The 25,776-nt window shown below is 72.3% G+C and carries 22 protein-coding genes and 1 pseudogene; 10 read left to right on the top strand and 13 right to left on the bottom strand.

Going from position 1 to position 25,776, the window contains the following annotated elements; translation table 11 throughout:
- Positions 1–445: 445 nt before the first annotated feature.
- On the bottom strand, positions 446–1,201 hold the full coding sequence (locus tag YWW_RS0108565) for a class I SAM-dependent methyltransferase (protein ID WP_026929808.1): 756 nt from the start codon (positions 1,199–1,201) through the stop codon (positions 446–448).
- Between YWW_RS0108565 and YWW_RS37720 the strand changes: the two genes are divergently transcribed.
- The 3 genes from YWW_RS37720 (at position 1,138) to YWW_RS0108550 (ending at position 3,094) form a co-directional block, all read left to right on the top strand.
- Positions 1,138–1,380, top strand: coding sequence for a DUF1932 domain-containing protein (locus tag YWW_RS37720; protein WP_281170986.1), 243 nt, complete (start codon positions 1,138–1,140; stop codon positions 1,378–1,380). The genes YWW_RS0108565 and YWW_RS37720 overlap by 64 nt on opposite strands.
- Before the next feature lie 70 nt (positions 1,381–1,450).
- Positions 1,451–2,284 carry an alpha/beta fold hydrolase gene (locus YWW_RS0108555; protein WP_026929807.1) on the top strand — a complete coding sequence of 278 codons (834 nt, stop codon included), beginning with the start codon at positions 1,451–1,453 and terminating at the stop codon, positions 2,282–2,284.
- 75 nt (positions 2,285–2,359) lie between these two features.
- Complete coding sequence (locus YWW_RS0108550) at positions 2,360–3,094, top strand: SDR family NAD(P)-dependent oxidoreductase (protein WP_026929806.1); 735 nt, start codon at positions 2,360–2,362, stop codon at positions 3,092–3,094.
- A 4-nt stretch (positions 3,095–3,098) separates the two neighbouring features.
- Here the strand turns inward: YWW_RS0108550 and ligD are convergent, their stop codons facing one another.
- The 6 genes and pseudogenes from ligD to YWW_RS29090 all read right to left on the bottom strand — a co-directional run.
- On the bottom strand, positions 3,099–4,010 hold the full coding sequence (gene ligD, locus YWW_RS0108545; RefSeq protein WP_051325535.1) for a non-homologous end-joining DNA ligase: 912 nt from the start codon (positions 4,008–4,010) through the stop codon (positions 3,099–3,101).
- A gap of 136 nt (positions 4,011–4,146) precedes the next feature.
- A complete protein-coding gene (locus YWW_RS0108540) occupies positions 4,147–5,316 on the bottom strand; it encodes a Gfo/Idh/MocA family protein (protein ID WP_026929804.1) in 1,170 nt (389 codons plus the stop codon).
- Positions 5,313–6,428, bottom strand: a complete 1,116-nt coding sequence (locus tag YWW_RS0108535) for a Gfo/Idh/MocA family protein (protein WP_026929803.1) — start codon at positions 6,426–6,428, stop codon at positions 5,313–5,315. The genes YWW_RS0108540 and YWW_RS0108535 overlap by 4 nt, the downstream gene beginning before the upstream one ends.
- The gene (locus YWW_RS0108530) at positions 6,425–7,195 is read right to left on the bottom strand and encodes a ThuA domain-containing protein (RefSeq protein WP_026929802.1); all 771 of its coding nucleotides are present in this window, start codon (positions 7,193–7,195) and stop codon (positions 6,425–6,427) included. The genes YWW_RS0108535 and YWW_RS0108530 overlap by 4 nt, the downstream gene beginning before the upstream one ends.
- A gap of 68 nt (positions 7,196–7,263) precedes the next feature.
- Complete coding sequence (locus YWW_RS0108525; protein ID WP_026929801.1) at positions 7,264–8,304, bottom strand: LacI family DNA-binding transcriptional regulator; 1,041 nt, start codon at positions 8,302–8,304, stop codon at positions 7,264–7,266.
- Positions 8,305–8,526: 222 nt separating this feature from the next.
- Positions 8,527–11,322 (bottom strand): annotated as a pseudogene (locus YWW_RS29090) (CARDB domain-containing protein); the annotation flags it as partial.
- Positions 11,323–11,796: 474 nt separating this feature from the next.
- On the opposite strand from YWW_RS29090, the gene YWW_RS0108510 reads away from it, so the two are divergent.
- The 3 genes from YWW_RS0108510 to YWW_RS0108500 all read left to right on the top strand — a co-directional run bounded on the left by YWW_RS0108510 (position 11,797) and on the right by YWW_RS0108500 (position 14,654).
- Complete coding sequence (locus YWW_RS0108510; protein WP_026929800.1) at positions 11,797–12,717, top strand: phosphotransferase family protein; 921 nt, start codon at positions 11,797–11,799, stop codon at positions 12,715–12,717.
- A 123-nt stretch (positions 12,718–12,840) separates the two neighbouring features.
- The gene (locus YWW_RS29085; RefSeq protein WP_035696348.1) at positions 12,841–13,506 is read left to right on the top strand and encodes a TetR/AcrR family transcriptional regulator; all 666 of its coding nucleotides are present in this window, start codon (positions 12,841–12,843) and stop codon (positions 13,504–13,506) included.
- An 8-nt stretch (positions 13,507–13,514) separates the two neighbouring features.
- Positions 13,515–14,654 (top strand): acyltransferase family protein, encoded by a 1,140-nt coding sequence (locus tag YWW_RS0108500; RefSeq protein WP_035696349.1) that lies wholly within the window; start codon positions 13,515–13,517, stop codon positions 14,652–14,654.
- A 56-nt stretch (positions 14,655–14,710) separates the two neighbouring features.
- On the opposite strand, the gene YWW_RS0108495 is transcribed toward YWW_RS0108500, so the two are convergent.
- On the bottom strand, positions 14,711–15,481 hold the full coding sequence (locus YWW_RS0108495) for an SGNH/GDSL hydrolase family protein (protein WP_026929798.1): 771 nt from the start codon (positions 15,479–15,481) through the stop codon (positions 14,711–14,713).
- Positions 15,482–15,593: 112 nt separating this feature from the next.
- On the opposite strand from YWW_RS0108495, the gene YWW_RS0108490 reads away from it, so the two are divergent.
- The 4 genes from YWW_RS0108490 (at position 15,594) to YWW_RS29080 (ending at position 19,524) form a co-directional block, all read left to right on the top strand.
- Complete coding sequence (locus tag YWW_RS0108490) at positions 15,594–16,268, top strand: response regulator transcription factor (protein ID WP_026929797.1); 675 nt, start codon at positions 15,594–15,596, stop codon at positions 16,266–16,268.
- Positions 16,265–17,677 carry a sensor histidine kinase gene (locus YWW_RS0108485; protein WP_026929796.1) on the top strand — a complete coding sequence of 471 codons (1,413 nt, stop codon included), beginning with the start codon at positions 16,265–16,267 and terminating at the stop codon, positions 17,675–17,677. The genes YWW_RS0108490 and YWW_RS0108485 overlap by 4 nt, the downstream gene beginning before the upstream one ends.
- On the top strand, positions 17,674–18,147 hold the full coding sequence (locus YWW_RS0108480) for a hypothetical protein (protein WP_026929795.1): 474 nt from the start codon (positions 17,674–17,676) through the stop codon (positions 18,145–18,147). The genes YWW_RS0108485 and YWW_RS0108480 overlap by 4 nt, the downstream gene beginning before the upstream one ends.
- Before the next feature lie 120 nt (positions 18,148–18,267).
- Positions 18,268–19,524 carry an RNA-guided endonuclease InsQ/TnpB family protein gene (locus YWW_RS29080; RefSeq protein WP_211228483.1) on the top strand — a complete coding sequence of 419 codons (1,257 nt, stop codon included), beginning with the start codon at positions 18,268–18,270 and terminating at the stop codon, positions 19,522–19,524.
- Between the two features lie 35 nt (positions 19,525–19,559).
- On the opposite strand, the gene YWW_RS0108470 is transcribed toward YWW_RS29080, so the two are convergent.
- The 5 genes from YWW_RS0108470 to YWW_RS0108450 form a co-directional block, all read right to left on the bottom strand.
- The gene (locus tag YWW_RS0108470) at positions 19,560–20,762 is read right to left on the bottom strand and encodes an acyltransferase family protein (protein WP_026929794.1); all 1,203 of its coding nucleotides are present in this window, start codon (positions 20,760–20,762) and stop codon (positions 19,560–19,562) included.
- A 99-nt stretch (positions 20,763–20,861) separates the two neighbouring features.
- On the bottom strand, positions 20,862–22,511 hold the full coding sequence (locus YWW_RS29075; RefSeq protein ID WP_081687287.1) for a helix-turn-helix domain-containing protein: 1,650 nt from the start codon (positions 22,509–22,511) through the stop codon (positions 20,862–20,864).
- Positions 22,512–22,621: 110 nt separating this feature from the next.
- Positions 22,622–23,512 carry a poly(ethylene terephthalate) hydrolase family protein gene (locus YWW_RS33895; RefSeq protein WP_026929793.1) on the bottom strand — a complete coding sequence of 297 codons (891 nt, stop codon included), beginning with the start codon at positions 23,510–23,512 and terminating at the stop codon, positions 22,622–22,624.
- 136 nt (positions 23,513–23,648) lie between these two features.
- On the bottom strand, positions 23,649–24,854 hold the full coding sequence (locus YWW_RS0108455; protein WP_026929792.1) for an FAD-dependent oxidoreductase: 1,206 nt from the start codon (positions 24,852–24,854) through the stop codon (positions 23,649–23,651).
- A gap of 168 nt (positions 24,855–25,022) precedes the next feature.
- The gene (locus YWW_RS0108450; protein ID WP_026929791.1) at positions 25,023–25,676 is read right to left on the bottom strand and encodes a PadR family transcriptional regulator; all 654 of its coding nucleotides are present in this window, start codon (positions 25,674–25,676) and stop codon (positions 25,023–25,025) included.
- Positions 25,677–25,776: the final 100 nt, after the last annotated feature.

The raw sequence follows: 25,776 nt of genomic DNA, 5'->3' as shown, positions 1-25,776 counted from the left end.
TCGAACGGTTCCGCGCCGCGGTCGGACGCTCGGCGCCGCCGGGTCCGGGCCGGGTGTGCGGAGTGCCGCGGCATTGGCGCGCAAGGGGGTCCTGCGACGGTTCATAGGCGGTGGCCTTTCACCTGGGGGTCATATGTGATGCGTGATATTCCACTGTTCTGGGCGATGCGCCGTCGGATCGGAGGCGAACCGCGACTCTTGGAAGGGGGTTGTCGGGAGGTTCTCTGCGGAGCTCGCGTCCTTCACGAGCCTCGGTAATGTGTAACATATTACAAGGAGCGTGTAAACCCGTTCCGCATTCGACAGCTCCGGAAGCGGTGCGGGGCAAGGGGTCGGCTGCAAACCGATTGCGGCCCGCCGGCGCGGTGGACGGTTTCCGGCCGCGCCCCGAAGTCCGCGAGCTGCGCCGCGCGGACTGAGCGGCAAGGATCGGACGCTCGGGCCGCTAGCGCTGGAAGACGAGCAGCTCGTTCGTCTCGTATTGGGGGCCGTCGTCGAGTGTGGGCAGTGCCGCCTCGATCCTGGCGAAGCCCGCTTCGGCGGCCTCGGCGCTCAAGTGCTCGAAGACCGAGACGGCGCGCAGCTTCAGCCTCTCGAAGTCCTCGCTCAGGCTCGCCGAGCGCGGCCAGGTGACCTCGTCACGGGAGAGGAGCGTCCACCCCGCGCCGGTGAAGTCGCTCGTCACCGCTTCGCGGGACCGGAACTGCGCCAGGTCGGCCTCCCTCCATTCGGGTACGACGCGAAACCACCAGACGTCGGGCATCCTGTCGGCGAAGTTCGTCTGCACGAAGAGCCTGCCGCCCGGCTTGACGACCCGGTGCAGCTCCCGAGCGGCGCTCTCGCGATCGCTCACGTGGTGCCAGACGAAGAACAGCAGGGCGGCGTCGCATGAGGCGTCCGGCAAGGGGATGCGCTCGGCGGAGCCGGCCGCGTAGTCGACGGCGGGATGGACGGCGTGGGCGAGGGCTTGAGCGCGCATCTTGTCCGAGGGCTCGATCCCGTGGACGGGGCCGCCGAATGCGCTCGCCAACGCGGGGGCCATGCGCCCGGTGCCAGAGCCGAGGTCGAGCCAGGTCAGCGGCCGCCGCTCCGGCAGGTGGCGGGCGAAGGACTCCATCCAGCGTTGCAGCGCATCGGGTGACATCCGCCGGCCGGCGGTGTAGACGGTGTGCAGTCGTGCGTCGTAGTCGACCTTTTCCATGCCGCCTCCGAGGTTCGGTCCGACCGCTCCAGTGTATTGGCCTTCGCGGCAGCGTCGTCCACGCTCGGCGGCGCGCCTCCGAGATGGACGAGGCCGCGGCCTACCTCCGCGATCTGGGCGTGGACGCGACGATCGCCACCGCGACCGCCGAGCACCTGCGCGGACTGCAGCAGCCGTAGAAGGAACGTCGTTCGCCGACGCGCCCGGTCGACTCGCGGGCGGCGCGGGCCCCGCGGATAGTCTCTGGTCATGGTGAACGAGTCCGATCTGCCGCTGCCCGACGGCGGGCGGCTGCACGTCTACGACGCCGGCGGCGACGGCTTCCCCGTGGTGTGGCACCACGGCACCCCGAACCTCGGCGCGCCGCCCGAGCCGCTGTTCGAGGCCGCCGACCGGCTCGGGCTGCGCTGGGTCTCCTACGACCGCCCCGGTTACGGCGGCTCCACCTCGCAGCCTGGGCGCGACGTGGCCTCCGCGGCGGCCCACACGGCCCGCCTCGCCAACCACTTCGGCTTCGAGCGGTTCGCGGCCATGGGGTACTCCGGCGGCGGCTCGCACGTCCTCGCGGGCGCGGCGCTGCTCGGCGAGCGCGTCACCGCCACCGTCAACATCGCCGGGCTCGCTCCGCGGAACGCGAGCGGGCTGGACTGGTTCGCCGAGATGTTCGCCGGCGGCGTCGCGTCCCTGAAGGCCGCGCTCTCGGGGCGGGAGGCCAAAGAGGAGCACGCCTCGAGCGCCGAGTACGACCCGGCGATGTTCGGCGACAGGGACCACGCCGCGCTCGAGGGCAAGTGGTCGTGGCTGGGCGAGATCGCCGGATCCGGCCTGCTCTCGGGCCTGGACGGGCTGATCGACGACGATCTCGCCTACGTCGGCTCGTGGGGCTTCGACCCGGCCGACATCGCCTCGCCGCTGCTGCTGCTCCACGGCGAGCGCGACCTGGTCGTGCCCGTCTCGCACGGCCGCTGGCTGGCCGAGCGCTGCCCGACCGCCGAGCTGCGCCTGTCCCCCGAGGACGGCCACGTGTCGATCCTCGACCACGCCGAGGCCGCCATGGAGTGGCTGCGCGAGCGCTCGGACTGAGGCTCTGGCGGTCGCCGGGGAGCCGGACCGTCCGGTACCTTCGGCTTGCACACTCGGACCGGAAGGACTTCACGCATGCCGCGCATCCTGGTCACCGGGGCCTCGACCGGGCTCGGCCTGGCCGCCGCCCAGGCGCTGGCCGAGGAGGGGCATGAGGTCGTGGTGCACGCGCGCGGCCGCGACCGATTCCCCGACCGGTCCGTCCTCGAGCGCATGGGCGGGGCCGTCTACGGCGACCTGTCGCGAATGGACGAGACGCTCGCGATGGCCGGGCAGGCCGACCGCTTCGGACGCTTCGACGCGGTGATCCACAACGCCGGGGTCTACCGCGCCCCGGGCGCGCTCCAGGTCAACACCGTCGCGCCCTACCTCCTGACCGCCGCGATGGCCAAGCCTCGGCGGCTGATCTACCTCAGCAGCGGCTACCACCGTTCCGGATCCACCGAGCTGGGCTCGATCGACTTCGGCGACTCGCGCGCACGTCCGGGCGCGTACGAGGACAGCAAGCTCTACGTCACCACGCTCGCGTTCGCAGTGGCGCGCCGCTGGGCCGACACCGTCGCGCACGTGGTGGACCCCGGCTGGGTGCCCACGCGGATGGGCGGCCCGGGCGCCCCCGACGACCTCGAAGAGGGCCACCGGACCCAGGCGTGGCTCGCCTCCGCCCCCGACGGCGCGATCACGCCTCGCACCGGCGGCTACTGGCACCACCGGCGGATCGCCCGCTCGCATCCGGCCGCCTCCGATCCGGACTTCCAGCACGAGCTGATCGAGCGGCTCGAGGCGTACACGGGCGTCCCGCTCGGCTGAGCCCCTAAGTGTCGAGGGCGTCCAGGCGGTCCCGGGCGGCGGCCGGGGCGGCGGCGTGCTCGTCGATGTCCGCCCACGGGTCGGCCTTGCGCGCCAGGCGCCTGCGGATCGTCGCGGCGGTGTGGCGGTCGGGGGCCGAGCGGCCGAGCTCGCCCCAGTCCAGCGGGGTGGCCACCGCGGCGCCGGGCCGGGCGCGCAGCGAGTACGGGGCGATGAACGTCTGGCCGTAGGCGTTGCGGCCCGCGTCGAGGAAGATCCGGTCGCCGCGGCGCTGCTTGCGCTGCGCGGTGGTCAGGAGCTCGGGATCGCGCGCGGCGAGGCGGTCGGCGATGCCGTCGGCCAGCTCGCGGACGAACTCGAAGTCGGCCGAGCGGTCCAGCGGCGCGACCACGTGGTAGCCGCGCCCGCCGGTGGCCTGCGTGAACGGGACGAGCCCCACCTCGCTGTACAGGTCCCGCACCCGGCGGGCGACCTCGTGCAGCACGGCCGTCGGGACGCCGGGCGGCGGGTCGATGTCGATCACCAGCCGGTCGGGGCGTTCCAGCTCGTCGACCGTGGCCGGGCCGACGTGGAACTCGATGGTGGCCTGGTTGGCCAGGTACACCAGCGCGGCGGCGTCGTCGCACACCACGTGGCCGACCGTGCCGCCGCCGCGCTGGGGCACCTCGACGACGCGCAGCCAGTCGGGGAAGTAGTCCGAGGCGTCCTTCTGGAAGAAGCCGTCGGCGTCGATGCCGTCGGGGTAGCGGCGCATGGTCAGCGGGCGGCCGGCCAGGTGCGGGACCATCGCCTCGGCGACGGCCCGGTAGTGGTCGATCACGTCGCCCTTGCTGAAGTGGTCGTCGGGGTAGAACTCCTTGTCGAGCTTGGACACCTTGATGTCGTGGTCGGCGATGTGAACGGTCTGCGGCGCCATGTCGCTCGTCTCCTTCACCACGGCCTCGGCGGGCTCGCGTCCGGGGGGCGTACCCGGCAGGAGGCGGCGGAAAACCGAGCGGCGGGGCCCGGCCGCGAATGCGGCCGGGCCCCGTTCGGCGCGGTCGGAGCCGGGCTCAGACCTCCGTCCAGCGGCTCTGGTCCGCGGCGCTCGCCTCGACCGCCTCCAGGACGCGCTGGACGCGGAGCGCGTCGGCGAACGAGGGGGCGGGCTGTTCGCGGTTCGCGATCGCCTCGACGAGGTCGACGACCTGGTGGGTGAAGGCGTGCTCGTAGCCGAGCCCGTGCCCCACCGGCCACCAGTTGCCCGTGTACGGGTGCTCGGGTTCGGTGGCCTGGATGCGGCGGAAACCGGCGTCGGGCTCCTCGGCCGAGTCGTAGAACCACAGCGAGTTCATGTCCTCGAAGTCGAACGCGAGGGACGCCTTCGAGCCGTTGAGTTCGAGCCGCATCGCGTTCTTGCGTCCGAGCGCGAACCGGGTGGCCTCGAAGACGCCGACCGCGCCGCCCTCGAAGCGGGCGGTGAACATCGCGGCGTCGTCCACGGTCACCGGGCCGCGGGGCCCGTCGGCGCCGCCGTGGCCGCCCAGGCCCACGAAGTCCCCGCCGACGGGGCGCTCGGCGACGAAGGTCTCGAGCATCGCCGAGACGCCGGTGACGTGCTGCCCGGCGATCCACTGGGCGGCGTCGATGATGTGCGCGCCGATGTCGCCCAGCGAGCCCGAACCGGACTTCGACTTGTCGAGCCTCCAGGTCAGGGGCGCGTTCTCGTCGGTGAGCCAGTCCTGGAGGTACTGGGCGCGCACGTGGCGGATCCGCCCGAGCGCGCCGGATTCGACCAGGCGTTTCGCGAGCGAGAGCGCGGGCGTGCGGCGGTAGCTGAAACCGCACATCGCGACCGCTCCGGGCGCGGCGGCCTCGGCGGCGGCGGTCATCCGCTCGGCCTCGGCCACCGAGTTCGCCAGGGGCTTCTCGCACAGCACGTGCTTGCCGGCCTCGAGCGCGGCGATCGCGATCTCGGCGTGCAGGTCGCCGGGGACGCAGATGTCGATCAGGTCGATGTCGTCCCGCTCGATCAGGCGGCGCCAGTCGGTCTCGGCCGAATCCCAGCCGAGCTTCGCCGCCGCGGCGGCGACCCGTTCGGGGTCGCGCCCGGCGACCGCGGTCATGCGCGGTGCGAGCGGCAGATCGAAGAAGCGCGGCGCGGTCCGCCACGCGTGCGAGTGGGCCGCGCCCATGAAGGCGTAGCCGATCATGCCGACTCTGAGGGACTCGGTTTCGCTCATTGCGGCTCCTTCTGGCTCAGGGCATCGCGGACGGATGGCCAGGCTTTCATGACGGCGAGCGCGTCGGCGTCGCGCTCGGCGGCGAGCGCCGCCTCGTGGGAGCGGGCGAGGACGTCGTCGATCGCGACCCGCTTCCCTTGCGACGCGCTCTGTATCGCGGCCTCGACCATAGCGAGGCTCATGACGTTGGCGTGCACGCGCCCCATGGGTTCCCGGCCGGTGCGCAGGGCCGCGAGGAACTCGCGCAGCGATCCGGCGATCTCCCGGCCGGGGTCGTCGGCGCTCGGCCCCGGCTCGTCCGGCTCGGCGCGGGGTTCGCCCTCGCCGTCCCACAGCACGGTGCCGCGCTCGGCCGAGATCCGCCAGGAGCCGTTCCAGGAGGTCTCGAGGCCGGGGCTGCACCAGCTGCCGTTGAAGACGAAACGGGCGCCGCCCTCCATCGCGAAGACCGCGGTGGCGGCCGCGTCGCCGGCGTACCAGCTCCACGGCGGGTTGTACTCCTCGCAGGAGACCGAGACGGGGTCGGCGTCGAGCAGGAAGCGGGCCATGTCGAACTGGTGGATGGCCATGTCGAGCAGGAGCGGGCTCGCCATCTCGTCGCGGAAGCCGCCGAAGTGCGGGGCCTTGTAGAAGTCGACCGCGACGACGCCGACGGCGCCGAGCGTCTCGAGCCGCCGTTTGGCCCGGTGGAGCGAGTGGTGGTAGCGGCGGGACTGGCTGACCATGAACAGCCGCCCGGTGTGCTCGGCCGTCGCGGCGAGGGAGAGGCCCTCGGCGACGCTGGCGGCGACGGGCTTCTCCCCCAGCACCGGCAGGCCCGCCCGGAGCGCCGCCGCCGTGACCGGGTGGTGCGCCTCGGGGACGGTGGCGTTCACGATGGCGTCCGCGCCGGTGCGGCGGGCGAGTCCGACCGCGTCGGACCCCAGCGCGAGGCCGGGGACGCCGGTCTCGGCCGCGGCCGCTTCGGCGGCGGCGGACGAGAGGTCGGCGATGCCGACGAGCTCGGCGTCCCCGCTGTCCCGGATGGTGCGGGCCCAGGCCCGGCCCATGCCGCCGGCGCCGACCACGACGAGGCGCACGGGCCCTTCGGTCTCGATGGTGCGGAAGCTCATCGCTCGAACGCTCCCCGGTAGCCGTGGCCGTTGAAGAAGTCGTCGGTCTCGTAGCGCAGCAGCGTGGGCGTCTCGCGTTCCCGGTCGGGCCGGGCCCATTCGATGCCGTTGGCGATCACGTGGTTCACATCCGGGTGGTGGTAGACGGGGTAGTCCTGGTCGCCGGGGCTGAAGTAGAAGATCCGGCCGAAGCCGCGGCGGTAGGTCATGCCGCTGCGGAAGACCTCGCCGCCGCTGAAGCCGCTGATGAAGACGAGCTCGTCCGGGGTGGGCACGTCGAAGTACTCGCCGTACATCTCCTGCTCAGGGATGACGATCGGGTTCGGGATGCCGCGGGCGATGGGGTGCTGCGGGTTCACCGTCCACACCAGTTCGCGGTCGTGCTCTGAGCGCCAGCGCAGCGTGCAGGTGGTGCCCATGAGCTTGACGAAGATCTTGGACCAGTGCCCGGAGTGGAGCACGACCAGTCCCATGCCGGCGAGGACGTGCCGGTGGACGCGCTCGACGACCTCGTCGTCGACCTCGTGGTGGGCCGCGTGGCCCCACCAGACGAGCACGTCGGTCTCGGCCAGGACCTCGGCGGTCAGTCCGTGCTCGGGCTCGTCGAGGGTGTGGGTGGTGATGCTCGCCTTGTCGCCGAGCCACTCGCCCGCGCCTTTCGCGATGGCGCCGTGCATGCCGTCCGGGTAGCGTTCGGCCACGGACGGCTCGAGCTGCTCGTGCCGGTTCTCGCCCCACACGACGACGCGGATCGCTTGCTTGTCCATTTCCTGTTTCTCCTTCTGTTATGGGGTGTTCGGGGTTTGTGAGCTTAAAATCCGCGCGGCGGCGCCGGTCATGAGCCGGGGTCGGTGCTGGAGCGCGCGACGAGCGCGGGCGGCAGCAGCAGGTGCTCGGGGGTCTCGGGCCGGTCGACGATGAGGCGGACCAGTTCGGCGGCGATCGCCGCCGAGGCCTGCCGGATCGAGGTGATGCCCACCGTGCCGAACGAGGTCAGCGGCGTGTCGTCGTAGCCGGTGACGGCCACGTCCCTGCCCGGTGCGAGGCCCCGGCTCTGGAGCGCGATGACGGCGCCCGCCGCGAGGGGGTCGGACATGCAGAGGATCGCGGTCGGCGGCGAGGACGAGCCGAGCAGGTCCGTGGCGGCTCGGAAGCCGGAGGCCACGTCGGTGGCGCAGGCGATGATCCGGCCCGAGGCGAGCGATCGGGTGAGCCCCAGGCGCCGGCAGGCCGCGCGGTAGCCGGTCTCGCGCTGGGCCATGGTGACGCTGGCGGGGTCGGCGCCCACGAAGGCCAGCTCCCGGTGCCCGCGTTCGGCGACGTGGTCGACGGCGGTCTCGATGCCGAGCGCGGCGTCGCCCTCGACCCAGCTCCACGGGCTCGCGAAGGCCTCGTCGGTGCGGCCGTAGGCCGCGAACGGGATGTCGCGCCGGTGCAGTTCGACGGGCCGCGGATCAGCTGATTCGACATTGGAGATGATGAATCCGGCCGCGGACTGGCCGAAGTACAGGTCCTCGCAGGCCGCCATGAGGGCCTCGGTGTCCCGCTCGGTGATGAGGGTGAGGTTGCGGTCCGCGGCCTGGCAGCCCGCGGCGAGATCGTGGAGGAAGGTGTCCATGTACTGGTTGCCGACGGGGTCCTGCTCGGGGAGCACGTAGCCGATCTGCCTCGGTTGCGCGAGCCTGAGGCTGCGGGCGACCAGGTTGTTGCGGTAGCGCAGTTCGCGCATCGCGGCGTGGACCTTCCCGCGGGTGGCCTCGGAGACGACCTCCGGCCGGTTGATGACGTTCGAGACCGTCATCGCCGAGACGCCGGCGAGCTCGGCGACGTCCGCCATGCTCGCCTTCCGCCGCGCGGGGGACGACCGGTCGCTCATCCGCCGTCCTCCGTTCCGTGTGGTTCGGCGCGGTCCCGACGTTCGGGGCACGGCGCCGCGTCCGGTGGGGCGCCGTCGGCGATTTTAAGCATAAAACCTTCGGGCGGTCAACCGCGCCGAGCCGCTGCGCGCGGCTCGGCGCGTCGGTGCCCGAGCGGTCTCGGCGGACCGAGGCGGGGCGGGCGCTCGGGCCGGTGCTCCTCCGGCCCGAGCGCCCGCTCGCTATTCGATGATGATCTCGAAGGTGTCGGTCGTGTTCTCGATGTCCTGGTGGTTGCCGCTCATCTGGAGATTGTGGAAGGTCACCGAGCCGACCGCCGGGCCCTGGCCCGGCTCGGGCATCTCGTTAACCCAGATGCCGAATCCGGACTTGTGCTCGAACTCGTCGCCGCTGAGCCGCGCCCCGGTGATCGTGACGTCGGTGAACACCGTGTCGGTGACCGGGTACTCCGGCTGGCCGCCGGTGTACTTGGTCTGGAACATGATCCCCGAGTACGTCGGGTCCACGATGTCCACGTCGCTGACGCGGATGCCCTGGAACTCCTTGTCGGCCGAGAAGATCCACATCCCCGGGAAGGTCTGCTCACCCCAGAAGTGGCCGCCGGCGCGCACGATCGAGAGGTTCTCGAAGCTCGTCGGCGGGCTGGCCCCGAAGCCGTCCATCGGGATGCCGAAGTCCAGCGAGCTGATGGTGACGCCCGAGTAGACCAGGGTGTCCGCGATGTGGATGTTCCTGAACGTGTTCCCGAAGCCGCCGTAGACGGCCAGGCCGGCGGCCCGCCAGGTCAGGAGCGAGGTCAGGTTCTCGTACACGTTGCCGGTCTGGTCGCCGCCGCCCGCGTCCGTGGCGGCGAACAGCGCGAAGCTGTCGTCCCCCGAGGCCCTGGACTCGACGTTCCGCACCAGGTTGTCCGTGCTGCCGTTAGTCATGTTCAGCACGTCGGCGAACAGGTTGCGGGCCCGCGAGTTCTGGATCACCGAGTCGCTGATGTTCGCGCCCCAGAACATGCAGACCTGGTGCTCGACCCACATGCCGTCGATGGTCATGTCCGAGACGTTCTGCCAGTCGAAGACCTTCCCCGGTCCGTCGATGCGCGTGTCGTAGTTGCCGAAGTAGGCGAAGCCGGAGAAGGTGGACCCGTTCGCCGTGGAGTCCGCCCGGATGCCGACGTCGGTGTTGCGCTGGTCCTGGGGCGCGTAGAACCTGGTGTACCAGGGCCCGGCGCCGATCATCTCGATCGCCTTCCCGTGGACCTGGAACTTCTGCGCGGTCTGGTAGTCCCCCGGCGGCAGGTACACGCCGAGCAGCTCGCCCGAGGTGTCCATCCGGTACCGGTCCAGGGCGTTCTGCACGTCCTGGTGGGTGAAGCCGTCCGGTTCGACGTACCGGGCGGGGTCGGGGTTCTCCATCGGCGCGACCTGCTCCAGGCTGATGAAGTCGATCGCGTAGAAGGCCGCGCCGTTCTCCGCGTCCTTCTGGAGCCGGATGGTGCTGCCGGCGGGGATCGTCTCGTCGAGCAGCACGTTGGCCTCGTCGTAGATGTGGCGCGGCGCGCCGGAGCCCGGCGAGTTGTTCGGGCTGGCCTCCGCGCCGTAGAGCCAGGCGTACGTGGAGCTCAGGTCGATCGGCTGGAGCAGTTCGCCGTCGACGTAGACGTTCAGGGTCGCGTCGATGCCCCCGCCGCCGGGCGCGTCGGGGATGGAGAACCTGGTGACCAGCGTGTTGGTGTCGGTCGTGGTGGTGAACTCGACGTACTCGCCGGTGGCGTCGAGCACCGCGGCCTGCCGTCCGGAGGCCTCGCCGGCGAGGTCGCCGACGGTCCGGTTGGGTCCGACCACCTCGGCGCCGCCGCCGACCTCGGCGTTCTCGGCCTCGTCGAGCGTGTAGGGCATGTCGGCGCCCCTGCCGATGAAGAGCGAGTGGGTGCTGACGTTGTCGCCTTGCTGCACCGGGTGCTCGTTGGCGTCGGGCTCGATCTCGACGGTGACGGTGTATCCGCCGTCGGCCGCCGTCCAGGTGCCGAGCTCGATCGGGCCGCTCGCCTCGCCCGGCGCGAGGACGCCGCCGTGCGAACCGGAGAGCGTCGCCACCGCCTCGCCGGTGTCGTCGTTCGTCACGGTCAGCGTGATGCCGTGGGGCCCTTCGCCCGAGTCGATGCTGCCCTGGTTCTCGAGCGAGACCGAGAAGGCGACGATGTCACCGGCGGAAGGGTTGCTCGGCGACCACGTCACCGCCGAGGCGGCCAGGTCCGAGGTCGGGATGGCCTCCACGACCAGCGGTTCGGGGTGAGTGAGGGCGTTGTTGCCCTCGTCCCGCTCGAGGACCGCGTCGTCCGGGTCGACTCCCGCGCTGAGCTCGTACTCGCCGACCGGACGCGGTTCGACGGCGGTGGAGACGGTCGTGCTCGCTCCCGCCTCCAACTCGCCCACGGGAGCGGTGCCGACCAGCGTGCCGTCGAGGAAGAGGGCGACGTCGGTCGCCGGGGACGCGAGGTCGCCCGCGTTCTCCACTGTGGCCGACAGCGTCAACTCGTCGGTCTGGACCGGTGATTCGGGGCTCCACGACAGCCCGGTGACGAGCAGGTCGGGATTGGGGGCCGGGGTGCCGTACACCTCGAGCTCGGCCACCTGGCCGCCCGGGGCGCCGGTGTTGGCGTCGAACCGCAGCTGGACGTCGGCGGCGGTCCCCGAGACCGGGATGGTCACCGTGTTGCCGGTGGCCGGGTCGAAGGCGTAGTCGGCCGATTCCTCGATCGTCTCGAACTCGCCTCCGCTCTGGTCCCGGCCGAGCACCGACAGGGTCTGCGTGCGCGGTCCCCAGATCGGGTCGGGGTTCAGCTTCACGACGATCTGCTCGAGCTCGGTGTTCGCGCCGAGCTCGACCGTCAGCGTGCTCGGGTACTGCCCGGGCGCGCTTTCCCAGTACGTCGAGACGTCGCCGTCGTTGGCGTTCTCCGCGGTGTAGTCGTACACGTGGGACGAGGCGCTGATCGGCTTGCCCGAGGCCAGGTCGGGGCCTTGGGCCGCCGCCGGCGCGAGGGGCATGAGCGCCGCGGCGACGGTGATCGCCGCGGCCGAGGCCACGACGGCGGTCCGCAGCGGGCGGCGCCGGGCGCTCGGGGAGAGTGCGCGGGCGGCCGCGCCCGCGCGGACGGGAGGCTTCCGCATCGGAATCACCTCCCGCCGCCGTCGGCGAGGCCGCGCGGCGAGGTCTGGCGCTGCCCGGTCCGCCGCCGGGCGTCGTCGGTCGGGTTCGGGAGTCGGGAATGCATGCTCGCTCCGTTCGATCGGTGGGTGCCGGTCCCTGCTGTGCATCTGGCTTGAGTCCTGCTCAATTTAGGTTTAGCGCTAAACCTTAAATATAGTTTAGTCTTCGCATATGACGCTTGTCAATATCTCGATCCACGAATCCCCTGGAAGGCGGGCGAAGCGCGGCCGGGCGCCGCCGGTTAATCGCTTGCGGCGGCCTCAGGCATCCAATATGGTCGGCCCATGTTGCCTGCCGTGCATGACGAAGCGGGATGGGAGGCCGTCGTCGAGAACGACGCGGTCGTACGCCCGGCCGCCGCCGAGATCCTGGGGCGCCTGGGCCTGGCCGACCAGCCGCTGGACCGCTACGCCACCGGCAGCATGCCGGTCTACGCGGTCGGCGCCTCCCGGGTGCTCAAGCTCTACCCGACCGTCTGCGCCGACAGCGCCGCCACCGAGGCCCGCGCGCTCGAGCACCTCCACGGCAAGCTGCCCGTGCCGACCCCCGAACCGCTGGCCGAGGGCGAGTACGAGAACGGCTGGCGCTACGTGTTGATGTCACAGTTGGCGGGCGAGGAGCTGGCCCCCGCCTGGGAGCGGATCCCCGAGGCGGCCCGCGAGCGGCTGGCCGATGCGATCGGCGAGATGCTCGCCGCCATGCACGCCTTGGACACCACCGGCCTGGGCGAGTCGATCGGCCCGAAGGACTGGCGGGCCTTCGTCGCCGAGCAGAGCGCCACGGCCGTCGAGCGGCAGCGGGCCCACCGCCTGCCCGAGCCCTGGCTGGAGCAGATCCCCGACTTCCTGGCCTCGGTGCCGCTCGTCCACGGCGACGAGCGCTCGCTCCTGCACACCGAGGTCATGCGCGAGCACCTGCTCGTCGACCCCGAGACCTGGGCCCTGACCGGCCTGTTCGACTTCGAGCCGGCCATGGTCGGCGACCGGGCCTACGAGTTCGCCGCCGTCGGCGTCTTCACCGCCCGCGGCGACACCCGCCTCCTCGAACGGATCATGGCCGCCTACGGCGAGGCGCTCGCCCCGGAGGAACTGCTCGCCCAGCTGCTCCTCCACGTCGAGTCCAACCTGCCGTGGTACCTCGGGATCCTCCCGGCCCCCGCCGAGGAGACGCTGGAGGCGATGGCGGCCACCTGGTTCGGCCGCTGACCTCGGCTCCCGACGGCACTCTCACCGCCCGCGCCTCGCCCGAAAGGGATTGAGCGCGCGGGCTTTCGGCGTGCGCATGTGCTCCGCTTGCGAGCCGATCCCTTGGCGGGTACGGTTTTGACCATGTGGTCAATTTTTAGCACGAGTGGTCAGGACGATGGGGAGGCGACGGTCACCGGCGCGGCGCGGTGGACGCAGATCCTGCGCCACACGGTGGACGTCGTCGCCGATCGCGGCTACGCGGGCGCCTCCCTCAACCGCATCGCCGATCACGTGGGGATCAGCAAGGGCCTGATCTCGTACCACTTCGCCGGGAAGGACGAGCTGCTCGAAGCGCTCGTGCGCGACGTGTTCACCCGAGGGGCCGAGTTCGTGATGCGGCGGTGGGGGGCGCACGTCCCGCCGGACGTCCCGGCGAGCGAGGCGCTGCGGGTCTACCTGGAGGGGAATCTGGGCTTCATCGCGGCCAACCCGCGCGACGTCGGCGCCGTCGTGGAGATCGTCAGGAACCACCGCGACGCCGAAGGCCGCCTGGTGTTCGGCACCGCGTGGGACGAGGAGCTGCACAAGGAGCTGGCGCGGATCTTCATCGCCGGCCAGGAGGCCGGCGAGTTCCGGCGCTTCGACCCGCGGGTCATGGCGATCGCCGTCCGCCGGGTCATCGACGGCTTCACCTTCCAGATCACGGCCCACCCCGACATGGACGCCGACGCCTTCACCGCCGAGGTCGTCACCCTCTTCGACCACGCCACCAGGGCCACTCCCATGGAGACCACCACCGACGCCTAGGAGCGAGCATGGCCGACACCCTGACCCGAACCGGCCCGCAGGCCGGGACGCGATTGCACTACCTCGACAACCTGCGGGTGTACCTGACCTTCCTCGTGGTCGCGCATCACGTGGCGATCGCCTACGGCAACCTGCCGGTCTGGCCGTACTGGGACGCGCCGGAGCACTCGGCCGAGGGCCTGCCGCTGGACCTCTTCGCGCTGCTCAACCAGTCGTACATGATGGGGTTCTTCTTCCTGGTCTCCGGCTACTTCACACCCGGCTCGCTCGACAGGAGGGACTCGAAGTCCTACGCGATGGAGCGGCTGCGGCGGCTCGGAATCCCGTTCCTGATCTTCCTGGTGCTGCTGCGCCCGCTGTACAAGCTGCCGAACTACCTGGAGATGCCCGCCCCTGAGCGGCCCTCGTTCCTGGAGTACTACTTCACCGAGAGGGACATCGGTCCGATGTGGTTCGTCGAGGTGCTGCTGGTCTTCTCGCTGCTGTACGCGTGGTTCCGTTCGCGCAGGCCCGAGGCGCCGCGCGAGGCGGCGGAGCCGCAGCGGCTGCGGGCCCGGCACGTGCTGGCCTTCACGCTGGCGCTGGGCGTCGCGTCCTGGCTGTGGCGGATCGCGGTGCCGACCGGGCTCTACGTGCCGATCCTGGGCCTGCCGAGCGCGTCCTACATGCCGCAGTACGCGGCGATGTTCGCCGTGGGGATCGTGGCGTACCGGCGCGGCTGGTTCCATGAGCTGCCGAAGCGCGCGGGCCTGCTCGGGGCCGCCCTCATCGCCGGTTCGATCGCGCCGATGGCCTTGGGCGGGTACGCGGCGCTGGATCTGGAGAACCCGCCGCCCGGCGTCGACCCGAGCCATCTGGCCTTCGGCCTGTGGGACGCGATGTTCGCCGTCGGCTCCATGCTGGTCCTGCTGCGCCTGTTCCAGCGGTTCGCGGCCGGGGCGGGACCGCTCGCCCGCTTCCTGTCGCAGAACGCCTATGCCGTGTACCTGGTCCACGCGCCGATCATCGTGGGGGTCGTGGCGGCGCTGTCCCCGATCGAGGCGACCCCGGTGCTGAAGTTCCTGCTCGGCCTGGTCGTCTCGGCCCCGCTCAGCTGGGTCGTCTCCGCGGCCCTGCGGAAGGCGCCGGCCGTGCGCCGCGTCCTCTGAGTCCGGAAAGGACGGCGGGGGCCCGGCCGCTCGGCCGGGCCCCCGCCGTCCGCCGGTCAGCAGCCCACGAAGTGCTCGTCCCCCGACCAGCCGACGTTCGCCCACTCCTCGGGCTCGGGCGGCGTGAAGTCGGGGTACAGCTCGGCGAACTCGCCGAGCAGCCACTGCGTGAAGCGCGCCGCCCCCTGGGGGCAGGTGTGGATCCCGTCGTCGCTGCGGTCGGGCTCGCCGTCCCTGGTCTGCTCGTACTCCTCGCCCCACACCTCGGCGGCGTCGAGCAGGACCGCTTCGCCGCCGGAGTCCTCGGCGACCGCCCCGGCGACCTCGGGCGCGCGCTCGAGCTCGTCCATGTGCGGCTCGTAGAACTCGTCGGGCACGATCGGCGGCGCCGTGACGAACACCAGCGTCGCGCCGGCCGCCGCGACCGTGTCCGCCAGGCGCTCGTAGGCGGCCCGCTGCTCGTCCTCGGTGCCCCAGTCGTAGGTGGTGATCTGGTAGACGACGGTGCTGGGCTTCGCGGAGGCGATCTGGTCCGGCAGGGTCTCCCACAGCTCCTCGGAGGTCGGGCCGACGACGTTGCCGCCGCCTTCGGAGGCCATCGAGGAGAACTCCACGCCGCCCGCGTCGAGGGCGAAGCCCAGCGGCAGCGCCTGGCCGATGGCGATCGAGTCCCCCAGCATGAGCACCCTGGACAGCCCGGGACCGGAATCGGACAGGGCCGTCGTGCCCTCCGAGGGCCGCTCGACCTCCCCGCGGTCGGAGCAGGCGGCGGTCGCGGCGAGCAGGAGGGCGCACAGGCCGACGATGATGGTTCGTGATCTGGTCATGCGCCCCACGCTGCCGCGCGCGTGTCCCGGTGGCGCCGCCGCGATGTCGCGATCGTGTCGCAGACCGGCGCCGACCCGGTCGGACCGGCCCGGGGCCCGGCATACTGGCCCGGTGGCCGCTATCCTCCTCATCGAAGACGACCCCCTGGTGCGACGCGGGCTCGAACTCGCCCTCGGGCGCCACGGGCACACCGTCCGGACGGCCGCGACCGGCGAGGACGGCCTGGAGGCGTTCCGCGCCTCGCCGCCGCAGCTGGTGGTGCTCGACCTGATGCTGCCGGGCGTCGACGGCTTCGCCGTCTGCCGCCGCATCCGCTCGGCGAGCGAAGTGCCGATCATCATGCTGACCGCCCGCGGCGACGATTTCGACGTCGTCGGCGGCCTGGAGGCCGGCGCGGACGACTACGTCGTCAAACCGGTGCAGCCCACCGTGCTCGACGCCCGTGTCCGCGCCGTCCTGCGCCGCGGCGGCGCCGACCCCGACGGCGTCCGGGAGCACGGGGGCCTGTGCGTCGACACCGCCGCGCTGAGCGTGAGCCTGCACGGCGAGGCGGTCGCGCTCACGCCGACCGAGCTGCGGCTGCTGCTGACGCTCTCGGGCTCCCCCGGCCGCGTCTTCAGCCGCCAGCAGCTGCTCGAAGCGGTGTGGGAGCACGACTACCTCGGCGACTCGCGGTTGGTCGACAACTGCGTCCAGCGGCTGCGCGCCAAGATCGAGGCCGACCCCGCCAGTCCGGCGTACGTCCAGACCGTGCGCGGCTTCGGCTACCGCTTCGGGCCGGTATGAGGAGGCGGCTTCCGCTGCGCGGGCTGCGCGCCCGCCTGATCGTCGCCTTCGCGCTGGTCACCATGCTCGGCGCGGGGGCGGCCTCCTGGGCGAGCGCCGAGTCCGCGAGCGAGGCGCTGGTGGAGTCGGACCAGCGCCGGCTCACCGAGGCCTTCGCCGAGCGGATCGCCGCGGTCGCCCCGACCCTGAGCTACCCGCCCGATCAGGCGACGCTCGACCGCCTCCGCGCGGCCGTCGGCGCGGACGCCTCGGTGGTCTTCGAGGACCTGCGCTCCGCCGACGGCGAGGACACCGGCCTGGTCACCGACGAGCTCCGCCGCGCCGTGCGCGAACGGGAGCGGCTCGTGGCACAGCGGATCACCGCCGACGGCCGCCCTCTGCTGCTCATCGGCGCTCCCGTGATGATCACCGAGCCCGACGGGACGAGACGCCCTTCGGGCATCGAGGTCTACGCCGTGCGCGACCTCGGCGAGGTCGAGGCGCAGATCGACGACCTCGCCGCGTCCGCGATCGGCACCGCGGCGCTGGCGCTGCCGCTCGCGGCGGTGGTGGCGCTCCTGGCCGCGGGCAGCGTCCTGCGGCCGGTCCGAAAGCTGCGCGACACCGCCCGCCGCCTGGCGGACGGCGACCTCGACGCCCGCTCGGCGCCGCTGGGCGCCGACGAGCTGGCGCAGCTCACCGTCACCGTCAACGAGATGGCCGAGTCCCTGCAGGGCTCGATGTCGGCGATGCGGCGGATGCAGGCCGACGCCAAGCGCTTCGCCGCCGACGTCTCCCACGAGCTGCGCACACCGCTGACCACGCTGACGGCGGTCGCCGAGGTCCTCGAGGACGCGGCCGAGCGGATGGAGGACGACGCCGCCGAGTCCGCCCGCCTGGCGGTCACCGAGATCCACCGGCTGGTGCGGCTCGTCGAGGACCTGATGGAGGTCTCCCGCTTCGACTCGGGCACGGTCCGGCCGCGGCTGGAGGACGTCGACGCCGTCGAGGCCGTCCGGGACGCCCTGCGCGCCAGGGGCTGGCTGGGCCGCGTCGAGCTGAGCGGTCCGGCCGGGATCGCGCTGCGGGCGGACCGGCGCCGGCTCGACGTCGTCGTCGCGAACCTGGTCGGCAACGCGCTGCGGCACGGCGGCCCGCCCGTGCGCGTGCGGCTCGCCGCGTCCGACTCGCAGGTGCGGATCGAGGTGGCCGACCGCGGCCCCGGGCTGCCCGATCACGTGCTGCCGCATGTGTTCGAGCGCTTCTACAAGGCCGACGACGCGCGCGCCCGGACCCCCGGCAGCGGGCTCGGACTGGCGATCGCCTTGGAGAACGCCCGCCTCCACGGCGGCGACATCACCGCGGAGAACACCGAGGGCGGCGGCGCCCGCTTCATGCTGCGGCTCCCGAGGAACCCGGAGGAATCGTGAGACGGATCTGGATCGCGGCCGCGGCACTGCTGCTGGGGGGCTGCGGCATCGCGGAGTCGGGGGTGAGCGACGAGGGGCCGGCCCCGACCGGCGTCGCCCCCGGCACCACCCTGTACTTCGTGGACGGCGACGGCGAGCTGCGGGCGACGCTGCGGGACACCGGCCGCCTCGGCACCATCGGCGAGGCTATGGCGCTGCTGCTGTGGGGGCCGGGCGACTCGGGCCTGGACACCGGGATCGCGGTGGTCTCGTCCTCGAAGGTCGAGGTGACCGTCGGCGAGCAGGAGATCGAGCTGCGGGTGCCGCTGTCGGCCGAGGAGGTGTCGCCGCTGGGCGTCGACCAGATCGTCTGCACGGCGCTGGCCGCCCACGTCCAGAGCGGCGGCTCGCCCGAGGCGACGGTGCGCATCCATTTCACATTGGGCGAGCCGGGCTCTGACGCACCGCGGACCTGCCCGCTCATCGGGTGAGCGCTACCGGGTATCCCGGGGAGTGCTCCGGCCTTCAGGACGGAGGTGAATCCGGGTCGATTGCCTGCTCGACGTCCCGCGTCAGCGGGACTTGTCGTACCCGGACGATAGGATCTGGTGGTGCTTCTCCGATACCGGTTTCGACTCTACCCGACAGGTCCGCAGCGCGCGGCCCTTGCCCGGAACTTCGGGTGCGCGCGGGTCGTGTTCAATGACGCGGTCGCGGCCCGGAGACGAGCGCACGCGGAGGGGATGCCGTACCCGGCGACGGCCGTGTTGTCGAAGTCGTTGATCACCGAGGCGAAGCAAGCCCCCGAGCGGGCCTGGCTCGGCGAGGTCAGCACGGTGGTGTTGCAGCAGGCACTAGCTGACTGCGACCGGGCCTGGAAGAACTTCTTCGACTCGGTTGGGGGCAAGCGGGCCGGGGTACGGATGGGGCCGCCAAGGTTCAAGAAGCGCACTGCGGTGCAGGCGATCCGGTTCACACGCAACGCCAGGTTCCGCGTCCTGGAAAGCGGCAGGCTCAGACTGCCGAAGATCGGCGATGTGAAGGTCGCGTGGTCGAGGGAATTGCCGTCCGAGCCGACCTCGGTCACGGTCGCCAAGACCGCGACCGGGAAGTACTACGCGAGTTTCGTGGTCAGTCTCGACGGGGACGAGACCTTGGGGCCGGTTGAGGCCGAGTGTGGGATCGATCTGGGGCTCAACGACTTCGCGGTCCTGTCGAACGGCCGCGTGATCGAGAACCCCAGGTTTTTCCGCAAGCTGGAACGCAAGCTCAAGAAGGCGCAGCGGGTGCTCGCGCGCAAGACGAAAGGCTCGGCGAACCGGGCGAAAGCCCGCGCGAAGGTGGCGCGGGTCCATGAGAAGGCCAAGCATCAACGGGACGACTGGGTCAACCAGCAGGTCGCGAAGATAGTTGCCGAGAGCCAAGGCATCTACATCGAGGACCTTTCGGTCAAAGGACTCGCCCGGGGCCGGGGAGCGAAGTCGATCCACGACGCCGCGTTGGGCATGTTTTCGGCCCGGCTCGAATCGAAGGCGGCCCGTGCCGGACGGTCGTTTGTGAAGGTCGATCGGTTCTTCCCCTCGACGCGGCTGTGCTCAACGTGTGGTGTCCTTGCAGGCCCGAAAGGTTTGGATGGTTTGCGGGTCCGCGAGTGGAGATGTGAATGCGGTGCGGTCCATGACCGTGATCGTAATGCCGCAGTGAATATTCTGCGAGAAGGCAGGAGGGTGGCCGCCGGGCAGGCGGACACCGTAAACGCCTCTGGAGGGCAGGTAAGACCGGGGATGCCCGGCACCGCCCGAAACACCCGCGTCGCGGGACAGAATGAGGAACCCACCCGTACCCGGCTCGTCTCCACGAGCCGCTAGCCGGGAATCGCCGTCCCTTCAGGGCGGCGAGGATGTCAAAGCACCGTCACGTCGACGACCGGCGGGGCCGGCTCCGGCAGGAGCATCCACAGCAGAGCGAGCACGGCCATGGCGGCGGCGAAGGCGAGCGCGCCGCGCCGGTCCCGGGCCCAGCCCGCGCGGAAGCGGATCGGGTCCTCCACCAGGTACTTCGACAGCGCGGCCAGGGCGATGGACACCGCGCAGACCGTCGCGGTCCACGACCAGCCGTCCAGGCCCGTCGCCTCCGGCGAGAGCAGCACGATGACCGGCCAGTGCCACAGGTACAGGCTGTACGAGACCAGGCCCAGCCACCGCAGGGGGCGCTGGGAGAGGAGCTTCGACACGGCCATCTCCGGTCCGGCCGCCACCAGCGCGATGAGCACGGCCGCCAGCAGCGAGTGCGCGAACAGGCCGCCGGTGAACAGCCACGGCGTTCCGGTGCCGTCCGCCAGCAGCCACATCGCGACCAGGCCGGAGGCCGCCAGCGCCGCCGCCGCGCCCGCGCGGCGGCCGAGCGTCCGCCCCAGGAGCTCGCGCACGGGCGGCGCGGCGACGAACGCGCCCGAAAGCAGCGAGAAGGCCCTGGTGTCGGTGCCCATGTAGACGCGGCTCGGATCGGCGGCCAGAGCGGCCATGAGCACCAGGGAGGCGAGCGAGATCAGGGCCGCGGCGACGGCGACGGCGCGGCCCGGTCGCCGTCCGAAGCGGACGAGCGAGGCCACCAGCAGCGGCCACGCCAGGTAGAACTGCTCCTCGACCGCGATGCTCCACAGGTGCTCGAAGACGCGCTCGGCTCCGAAGCGGTCCCAGTAGTCCGCCGACTCGGCGAGCAGGTGCCAGTTGAGGAGGTTCACCTGCGCCCACGGCAGATCCGCGAGCGTCGTCCGCACCACGTCCGGCGGCCCCAGCGCCCAGGCCGCCACCGTGACGACGGCGAGCATGGCCGCCAGTGCGGGCAGCAGTCGGCGCACCCGCCTGCCCCAGAAGGCGGGCAGGGACACCCGGCCGGTCAGGGCGGACTCGCGCAGCAACAGATCGGTGATCAGGTAGCCGGACAGGACGAAGAACAGGTCCACGCCGAGGAAGCCGCCGGGCAGGAGATCGGTGTGGAACAGGAGCACGCCGACGATCGCGGCGCCGCGGAGGCCGTCGAGCCCGGGCACGTGCCGGGGCCGCGCGGGTGAACGGAGGGACGGGGTGGGGCTCGCTTGGCTCATGCGCCCGACTCTGTCCCGGCGATGTCCGGAGCCGGTCCTCACCGTGTCGCAGCAATGTCGCAGCCGGGCGGGCCCCCTCGGCGCCGAAGCGGTTCGGGTTCAGCGCTCGGGCGTCCCCGCGACGAGGCGGGCCAGTTCCACTCTGGATCGCACGCCGAGCGAGGTGAAGATGTTGCGCAGATGGTGGTCCACGGTGCGGACGCTCACCGAGAGGGCCTGCGCCACCTCGCGGTTGGTGGCTCCCGTCGCCACGTGCCGGGCGATCCGCAGCTGGTGCGGTGTGAGCGAGGACAGGACCCCGAGGGCGATCGCCTCGTCGGGGGCGGGCGACGGCTCCCCGGTGGCCCGGAGCGCCGAGCGGGCCTGGTCCGCCCAGGCGCTCGCCCCGCAGCGCTCGAAGCCGTGCAGGGCCTCGCGCAGGACGAGGCGGGCGTCCCGCGGTCGGCGGTGCCGCCGCAGCCAGTTGCCGTACAGCAGCCGCGTGCGCGCCCGCTCGTAGTCGCCGAGGTCCGCCTCGTGCAGTTCGAGGGCGTGCCGGTACAGGGCGTCGGCCTCGGAGTCGTCGGAGGCCAGGAGCGCCCGGCAGCGGGCGAGCCTGGCGCTCGCCGCCCGGTCGATCCCGAAGCCCGCCCACAGCCGCAGCGCGTCCAGGGCCGGGCGGGCGACGTCGGGCCGCCCGGCGAGCACGGCGGCCTCGATGAAGCAGGGCACGATCAGCGGACGCACCGCGAAGTGACCGCCGCCGGGGCGGACGAGCCCGCCGAGCCGGGAGGCGGCCGCCTCGGGCCGCCCTCGGCCGAGGTCCGCCCTGGCGAGGGCCCATTCGGCGAGCGTGCGGGTCTGCTCCAGGCCGTGCCGCCGGGCCGTCGACAGCGCCAGCGCGGCCTGGGCGGTCACCTCCTCGGTGTCGCCTTCGACGGAGGCGGTCAGCGCGAGGACCGCTCGGTGGTGCGCCGCGGTGTTGGCCCGTCCCGACCGCAGTGCGGTCCGCAGCCCTTCGCGGGCGTGGGTGCGGGCGCGGCCGTGGCGCCCGGCGCGCATCTCGGCGTAGGCGAGGTACTCGAGCGTCTGCGCGGCCAGGTCGTCGCGTCCCTGCGAGCGCGACGCCGCCAGTGCGCGCGCGCCGGTGCGGCAGGCGGCCTCGACGTCGCCGAGGAGCAGGGCCGCCACCGAGGCGCGGTGCAGCGCATCGGGGGCGTCGTCGCTCTGGCCGTGCGCGAGGACCCGGCGGAGCGCCTCGGCGGCGGCCGCGGGGCGCTGCTCGATGAGGGCGCGCAGGCCGAGGAGGTGGTCGCGCAGTTGCTCGCAGTCGGCGGGGCGTCCGGCCAGGGCGAGCCGGGCCGCCGCCAGCGCGGTCAGGCAGGTGGGGCGGTCGCCGGCGGCCCAGGCGGCGTCGGCGGCGCCGAGGATCGCGGTGAGGGCGAGGCGCGGATCGGCCCCGGGCGAGCGGGCGGAGAGGGAGGCGGCGAGGAGCAGGGAGCCGCAGGCGTCGTCCGCCGGTCCGTCTCCCAGGGCCTTCAGGCCGCGGGCGAGTTCGACCTGGGCGCGGATGGCGTCGGGGGGCGCCACGCGCACCAGCAGCGGCCCGCCGGAGCGGGCCGCTTCGTCGAGGAGGTGGGCGTCGGTGTCGGTCACGACGAGGGCGAGGCTGCCGTCGTCGAGCCGGCGGACGTTCGCCGCCACGGCAGACCGCTGCGGCTGCGCGGACGCCGTCGCCCGGGCAGCGGCGTGCGGGGGGCGCCGTCGCATGGACCAATGGTACAAAACCGACCAGTCGGTCCGGAAGGCTTCGGCGCGGCCTGCCGGGCGGCGGCCGCGTGCGCGGCCGTCGCCCGGCTCCGGGGGCGCTCGTTCGGCGGTCAGCCGAGCGGGCAGGACCCGCGCGTCTCCTCGATGGCGCCGTCGGAGGGCAGCGGGCAGAGGAACTGGTCGTAGCGGGTGTCGTTGTCCACGAACCGCTTGAGCCAGGAGATCGAGTACTTCGCGATGGTCGTGTTCGAGATGTTCGGGGCGAAGTGCGAGGCCCCGTCGAGCTCGATGTACATCTTGTCGGTGGAGCTGGGGATCGAGCCGTAGAACGGCTCGGAGTGCGAGGAGACCGGGGCGATCGAGTCGTTCTCCGCCCCGAAGATCAGGGTCGGGGTGCCGACGCCCGTCCACGTCTTGTCGAGGTGCCAGGGCGTCATCGGGATGCTCGCCTGGAGTTCGGGCCGGTCGTCGGTGGCCTCGATCGAGCCGCCGCCGCCCATCGAGTGCCCCATGACGGCGAGGCGGTCGGGGTCGACGCGGTCGGCGATGTCGCTGTCCTCGACCAGGTAGTCGAGCGCGGCCAGGAGCTGGTCCGCCCGCTGGCCCGGCTGGTCGAAGCGGGTGTTGGTGTCGATCGTGATGACCACGAAGCCCTGTGAGGCGATGCGCGGCCCGAGCCACTGGATCGTGGACTGGGAGGCGGTGTAGCCCGGCGAGATCGCGACCGCGCCGAAGGTGCCGTCCGACTGGGTGGTCGGGTAGTAGATCGTGCCGCCGCCGAAGCCGATCACCAGCGAGGAGACCGAGTCGCTCGATACCGAGTAGTGGCCGCGGCTCGCCTCGATGCTGGACTCGGTCGGCGCCGGTCCGCGCTCGTAGGGGTTCTCCTGGGCGGCGGCGGTGCCGGGGCCGGCCAGGACGCCGACGCCGAGCATGGCGGCCATCGCCGCGGTCAGGCCGATGAGGCGCAGGGCGCGGCGCCGTAGAGTGCTTGCGTGCATGATTCGTCCTCCTTGACGAAGCTCGCTGAGGATGATGCGAATCACTGTCACATACCGACCGGACGGTCTGCATCGGCGAAATCGCCGGTCTCCCCCGCGTGCGAGGCGGCGCCGGAAGCCGGCGCCGCCTCGGCGGTCAGACCGAGGCCCCTTCGGCGGTGGCCGGGGCATCCCAGTCGATGCGGTGGCGCTGGGTCGGCCCGAAGGTCTTCTCGGGATTCATGGCCGCCTTGATGAGCAGGGGCATCAGCAGCGGCATGAGCTTGCGGGCGACCGGCCCGGGGGCCTTGGCGCGGTTGGTCCGGGCCGCCTGGGCGGCGATCCGCTCCACCCGGGCGCGCCGCAGCCGCTCATAGGCGGCGAAGGCCTCGCCCGCCCGGTCGAAGTCGCGCAGGCACCGGGCGAGCTGGATCGCGCTCTCGATCGCGAGCGAGGCGCCTTGCCCGGAACTGTTGGACGGGGCGTGGACCGCGTCGCCGACCAGGACCATCCGCCCGCGGTGCCAGTGCGGGACCGGCGGCATCGTGTGCAGCGCGCCGACCACCTGCAGACCGGCGGGATCGGTGCGCCGCATCAGCTCCGCGCCGGGGGTGTCCTCGCCGTAGACCTCGCGGAGCGTCGCCGTCCACTCCTCGTTGGGCGTCCGGCGCGCCTCGGTCAGCGACAGCGGCCGGTGCGGCAGGTTGGCGCCCCACCTCGTGCCGCCCGCGGCCTCGCGCCAGTACAGGTAGTAGGCGCGCTTGCCGAAGGAGAACGTCATGGTCCCGCGGTCGCCCGGCGCCTCGAAATCGGCGACGCCCTCGAAGCCGAGCATGCCGGTGTAGTTCGGGCCGGGGGCGTCCGGGTCGATGAGGCGGCGGACGGTGGAGTGGACGCCGTCGGCGCCGATGAGCACGTCGGCGGTGGCGACGGTGCCGTCCTCGAAGAGCGCGGTCGCCGTCCCGCCGTCCTCGCGGACGTCGACCAGGCGCTTGCCGTGTTCGATGCGGACCCCGTGCGCCGCGGCCCGGTCGTGCAGCACGCGGTACAGCTCGGAGCGGTGCAGCACCCGCATCGGTCCGACGTCGGGCAGCCCCGGCAGGGCGAAGCGCCTGCTGTCGCCGATCGCCATCGCCTGCCGCGCGACGGGCTGGGCGAGGGCGTCGACCGCCGCTGCGGCGTCGACGATCTCCAGTGCGGCGAAGCCGTTGGGGGCCAGGGCGAGCGTGCCGCCCGCCGCGTCCGAGCGGCGCGGGTGGGACTCGTAGACGGTCGCCTCGATCCCGGCCCGGTGCAGGGCCGAGGCGACGACGGGTCCGGCTATGCCGCCGCCGATGACGGCGGCGGTTCGTACTGTCGACATTGCTTTCTCCTCATGTGGTGCGGTTCGTCGTGCGGACCGGCACGGGAGAAGACCCGGTTATCCTCGAGGTTGCCGCCTTCGGGCCGGATTCGTGCTCCCGCATGATCGCCGGTTCGGGGTTTCGAAGGCCCCGGCGGCGGTGTTGCAGCACCGCCGCCGGGGCCGCTGTCATGAACTGCTGTCGTCGGCGCTCCTCTCGGCCAGTTCGCGCAGTCCGTCGGGGACCGCGCCGCCGGCGTGGAACTCGCGCCACTCCGCCAGGCCGGGGAACGAGCCGGACTCGATCTCTTCCAGCAGCGAGCGCATCCACGCGGCCTCGGCCGCGGCCATGGCCAGGTCGTATTCGTTCTCGACCAGGAACAGCCGCGGCACCTCCCGCGATTCCGCGGCGATCGCCTCGCGGAGCCCGGCGGCCTCGGCCTCCAGCGCTTCGAGGCGCCGCCGCAGGAGCGCGGCCACCTCGTCGGGCGGGAGGGCGGCCATGACCGAGAGGCCGGCGCGGAAGCGCGGGAACTCGCGCTCGGCGACCGAGAGCAGCTCGCGCGTCCAGTCGAGCAGCTCCTCCCGGCCCTCCTCGGTGATCCGGTAGACGGTCCGTTCGGGGCGGCGGCCCTCGCGGGAGGTGCCGGCCTCCTCGATCAGCCCGCGTTCGGCCATGCGCTCCACGACCGAGTACAGCGAGCCCCACTTGACCGGCATGTCGCGGTCCTTGCCCCAGCCGCGCAGGGCCCTGGCCATCTCGTAGGGGTGCATCGGCCGGTGCGCCACGACGGAGAGCACCGCCAGGGCCGTCAGGTTGCCGACCTTGCGCCGCTTCGCCACCGGAATCACCTCGTCTCCGTATACTCGAATTCGAGTATACGGGATCGAGTAATGATGCGCAAGCGAATGGGAAACGCCGGGTGGCGCTACATACCGGATG

The sequence above is a fragment of the Glycomyces tenuis DSM 44171 genome (assembly GCF_000427885.1).
Lineage (GTDB): Bacteria > Actinomycetota > Actinomycetes > Mycobacteriales > Micromonosporaceae > Glycomyces > Glycomyces tenuis.
Note: the sequence above shows the minus strand (reverse complement) of the source record. Positions and strands in the feature narration are given on the sequence as shown.

Excerpts from the sequence above, each read along its gene's own strand:
- ligD (WP_051325535.1), bottom strand. The coding sequence starts at position 4,010 with ATGGCGCCGCAGACCGTTCACATCGCCGACCACGACATCAAGGTGTCC.
- YWW_RS0108525 (WP_026929801.1), bottom strand. The coding sequence starts at position 8,304 with ATGAGCGACCGGTCGTCCCCCGCGCGGCGGAAGGCGAGCATGGCGGAC.
- YWW_RS29075 (WP_081687287.1), bottom strand. The coding sequence starts at position 22,511 with ATGCGACGGCGCCCCCCGCACGCCGCTGCCCGGGCGACGGCGTCCGCG.
- YWW_RS0108495 (WP_026929798.1), bottom strand. The coding sequence starts at position 15,481 with ATGACCAGATCACGAACCATCATCGTCGGCCTGTGCGCCCTCCTGCTC.
- YWW_RS0108510 (WP_026929800.1), top strand. The coding sequence starts at position 11,797 with ATGTTGCCTGCCGTGCATGACGAAGCGGGATGGGAGGCCGTCGTCGAG.
- YWW_RS0108555 (WP_026929807.1), top strand. The coding sequence starts at position 1,451 with ATGGTGAACGAGTCCGATCTGCCGCTGCCCGACGGCGGGCGGCTGCAC.
- YWW_RS0108455 (WP_026929792.1), bottom strand. The coding sequence starts at position 24,854 with ATGTCGACAGTACGAACCGCCGCCGTCATCGGCGGCGGCATAGCCGGA.
- YWW_RS0108530 (WP_026929802.1), bottom strand. The coding sequence starts at position 7,195 with ATGGACAAGCAAGCGATCCGCGTCGTCGTGTGGGGCGAGAACCGGCAC.
- YWW_RS33895 (WP_026929793.1), bottom strand. The coding sequence starts at position 23,512 with ATGCACGCAAGCACTCTACGGCGCCGCGCCCTGCGCCTCATCGGCCTG.
- YWW_RS0108540 (WP_026929804.1), bottom strand. The coding sequence starts at position 5,316 with ATGAGCGAAACCGAGTCCCTCAGAGTCGGCATGATCGGCTACGCCTTC.
- YWW_RS0108485 (WP_026929796.1), top strand. The coding sequence starts at position 16,265 with ATGAGGAGGCGGCTTCCGCTGCGCGGGCTGCGCGCCCGCCTGATCGTC.
- YWW_RS0108500 (WP_035696349.1), top strand. The coding sequence starts at position 13,515 with ATGGCCGACACCCTGACCCGAACCGGCCCGCAGGCCGGGACGCGATTG.
- YWW_RS0108550 (WP_026929806.1), top strand. The coding sequence starts at position 2,360 with ATGCCGCGCATCCTGGTCACCGGGGCCTCGACCGGGCTCGGCCTGGCC.
- YWW_RS0108470 (WP_026929794.1), bottom strand. The coding sequence starts at position 20,762 with ATGAGCCAAGCGAGCCCCACCCCGTCCCTCCGTTCACCCGCGCGGCCC.
- YWW_RS0108565 (WP_026929808.1), bottom strand. The coding sequence starts at position 1,201 with ATGGAAAAGGTCGACTACGACGCACGACTGCACACCGTCTACACCGCC.
- YWW_RS0108535 (WP_026929803.1), bottom strand. The coding sequence starts at position 6,428 with ATGAGCTTCCGCACCATCGAGACCGAAGGGCCCGTGCGCCTCGTCGTG.
- YWW_RS29085 (WP_035696348.1), top strand. The coding sequence starts at position 12,841 with ATGTGGTCAATTTTTAGCACGAGTGGTCAGGACGATGGGGAGGCGACG.